The organism is Rhodoblastus sp., from assembly GCF_052145335.1.
Classification (GTDB): domain Bacteria; phylum Pseudomonadota; class Alphaproteobacteria; order Rhizobiales; family Beijerinckiaceae; genus Rhodoblastus.
In genome coordinates this window covers 1-3,012 of sequence record NZ_JBKQOU010000203.1, presented here as the reverse complement: position 1 = coordinate 3,012, position 3,012 = coordinate 1, and the positions used below count along the sequence as shown (strand labels likewise).

Genomic DNA, 3,012 nt, shown 5'->3' with positions numbered 1-3,012 from the left:
CAAGGTTGAGGCGCGGTGACGTAGAACTCAGGGAAGCGTCTTTTTTGGTCCACAACGATCCATGGCTTTGCGCATCGGGATTAGTAGTGTGCCAAAAAATCCGCGATAAGGCGAGAGCCAGATGTGCGATGCACAATCTTAAAGATCGCTACCGAAGCGATGCAACTCTGCGCCGTGCGCCTTTAGCCAAATCCGCGCCTTTTGCATAGGCGGAACGGCTTCCCTCACGAGGCGCCAGAAGCGGGGGCCGTGGTTCATCTCGCGCAGATGGGCCACTTCGTGCGCTGCGACGTAATCCAAAACAAATGGCGGCGCAAAGATGAGCCGCCATGAGAAAGAAAGTGTACCGCTGGTCGAGCAGGAGCCCCATCGCGTTGCTTGATCGCGCACTGCGATCCGCTTGGGGGCGCATTCGAGCGCTTTAGCATGTTTGGATACGCTCACCGCGATGTCTCTGCGCACCTCGGCGCGAAGCCAATCCGAAAGCCGGCGGGGTGCATGGTCCTTTTCGCCGCTGACGCAAATTTGGGGGATGGAAAGTTCTGTATTCGAGCAGCACTGGCTGCGCCAGGCTGGCAGCATGGCGAACGCGGAGGCGTCCTGCGCTTGCGAACTCTTGCCGAGGACCGACACGACGCCGCTATTTCGCAAGGCGCCCATGAATTTGAGGCAGTGAAACTCACCTCTCAGAGGAATGAGTGCGCCATCGGCGAACGGGACGGGCTCGGGTAGGCGCTCGAGCTGTTTCCTGAGCCAGTCGGCGTGCCGGGCGAGAAAGGCGGTTGCATCTTCGACCCGCCCCCTGTTTGGAAGCGTTAAGATTGCCGCGCGCTCGGTATGGCTGACCTTAAGGGAGAACCGCTTCGCTCGCGAAGACCGTCGCAACTCCACGTTGCATCCCACGTCGGGCATGCGAAGGATTGGAGTGTGCTCGAGGGCAATAACAGATGTGGCTAGCATGAGACTTTCGTCAATGCTTCAACGCGGTTTCGATTTGTAAGCGACTCTTGTAGAGTCTAGCAGGTCACTGCCCATCAATCTGCGGTTTTTATGCAACAGATTGCGGAAGAAATAACCATTATAGCGGTTTTTCAACACCGATGCTACAGCCTTATCCCCACAATGCATCAAATCATACCACCTTTCTCCCGGCTACGTTCTAGCTTTTTGGCAACAGGCTGAACAAAGTTGCAAATTTTATAGAGATTTCAGCACTTCCCTAATTATTTCGCAAGTGCGAAATGGATATTGCTACTCTTTGCCCCACACTTCGACCCGCCGGTTCCGGTCTTTTCCCGCTTCGGTTGCATTGCAGCCTGCCGGAAGCAAGCTGCCATAGGCTTTCACAACGATCCGCTCCGCGGGGATACCCTCCGCGGCTAATGCGGCTTTGAAGCTTGCGGCCCGGCTAAACGATATCGCGCGGTTGCCTTCGAAGGAGCCGGTGCTATCGGCGAACCCAAGCAGCAAGATTTCTTTGAAGTTAGCGGCGCCGCTCTTCAAGAAACGCGCAAGCCGCGGAATATCCTGCCTGGCCTTTTCGTCCACCGCAGACGAGTTCCGTTGAAAGCGAAAGTTCACCGACAAGCGCCGCCCCCCCTTAACCGTGCTCACGTAATCGCGCATTTGTGCGAGCTTGAAATCCTTATCGGGCACAAGCAGAGCTGGCGCCAGCCGGGCGGTTTGCTGCGCAAATGTCTGAAAATCCACGCGCTGATTTACAAATCCGGCCTCCGAAACGGTGTCTTGCGCCTTATCGGAGAGGGCATAGTCCAAGAGCCGCGTGCCGATTGCCGGTACCGAGCCGGTGCGATAAAGGAAAAGCCGGCGCGAAAGCGGGTATTCTTCGGTCTTTACCGAGAAGACGTCCGGCGCGGACACAATTCCGCAGGACGACGATATCGCGAGCGGTTTGGCGTTCCGGACATAGGCAAACCCCACAAATCCGATCCCGTCGGGGTTCCGGGCCACTTCGTCGGAAAGCTCGGGGCTGGATTCGAACCTCTTCGCCTCCGCTGCAATCTTCAGTTTCTTCGGCTTGAGCACAAGATTATCGAAAGTGTCGTAAGTTCCGGACTTTGCATCGCGTCCGTAAAGAATAATCTTGCCGGGACTTCTGCCAACCTCGCTCCAATCCTTGATCTCGCCAGAGAAAATCTTTGCGATTTGATCCAAATCGAGCGCCGGGACGGGGTTCTGGGGCGACACCAATACAACGATGCCGTCCAAGGCGAAGACGCTCGTTGTCAGCGTCATTCCCGCGTCCGTTATCGACTTTATTTCTTCTGGTTTTATCGGCCGCGACATCTCGCCGATCTGCGCTTTTCCCGCGAGCAAATCCGGAGGCGCGGTGTTGCTGCCGTGAGATTGCAAATCGATGGAGCCCAAGTCTTTGCCATCGCCGGATGAAAGCTTGTATTGCACTGCCTCGGGGTCGGATCCGGTGATTTTCTCAAGCAAGTAGCCTTCCTGCTCGGCGAACCTTTCGATTGTGTTCGGCATCAACTGCGCCCCGATCGTATTGGAGCCGTGAATCCCAAGTTTGCTGGACGTTGTGAGCGCAGCCCGCTTGGGGCATGCCGCTCCGGAGCACTCGAATTTGGAAGATTCAAGCGCCATGACGCCGAATTTCTGCGACTTAATGACAAAAGAGTTCGCGTCCGACGCCACGATCTCGCCGATGACGGTTAAGCCGCCCCCGCGTAAAGTTAACGTCACTTCTCCGGCATGGGCCGCCGTGAGCAGCGCCATACACAGGCCAACGGGCAGGATGGATCGGAACAACATAGTCTCTCCTCGCGCGAAGATGGATTGGATAGAATTGGCGGCAGGCTGCACCTCAGCGCGCTAAAAACAGCTGCGGAAGCGTTTTCGAGCTGTAGCGATCGAACTGGCCCGCCGGTTGATTGCATTCGAGCGGCGCAAACGCGCCCCGGCTGCGGGAAACGCGTCCGCCGGGGTGCCAGACGGTCACCCTATATTCGAGGTCGGCATAAAGGCCGGTGCCGCAAG

Annotated in this window: 2 protein-coding genes; both read right to left on the bottom strand. The window is 56.9% G+C overall.

The annotated features are described in order from the left end of the window. Positions 1 to 138 precede the first annotated feature (138 nt). Positions 139 to 912 carry a M48 family metallopeptidase gene (locus ACLP2E_RS12995; RefSeq protein WP_442466176.1) on the bottom strand — a complete coding sequence of 258 codons (774 nt, stop codon included), beginning with the start codon at positions 910 to 912 and terminating at the stop codon, positions 139 to 141. Positions 913 to 1,251: 339 nt separating this feature from the next. Beyond that, positions 1,252 to 2,787, bottom strand: coding sequence for a substrate-binding domain-containing protein (locus ACLP2E_RS12990; RefSeq protein ID WP_442466175.1), 1,536 nt, complete (start codon positions 2,785 to 2,787; stop codon positions 1,252 to 1,254). Between the last annotated feature and the right edge of the window lie 225 nt (positions 2,788 to 3,012).

Coding starts and splice junctions, on each gene's coding strand:
- ACLP2E_RS12995 (WP_442466176.1), bottom strand. CDS start 912: ATGCCCGACGTGGGATGCAACGTGGAGTTGCGACGGTCTTCGCGAGCG.
- ACLP2E_RS12990 (WP_442466175.1), bottom strand. CDS start 2,787: ATGTTGTTCCGATCCATCCTGCCCGTTGGCCTGTGTATGGCGCTGCTC.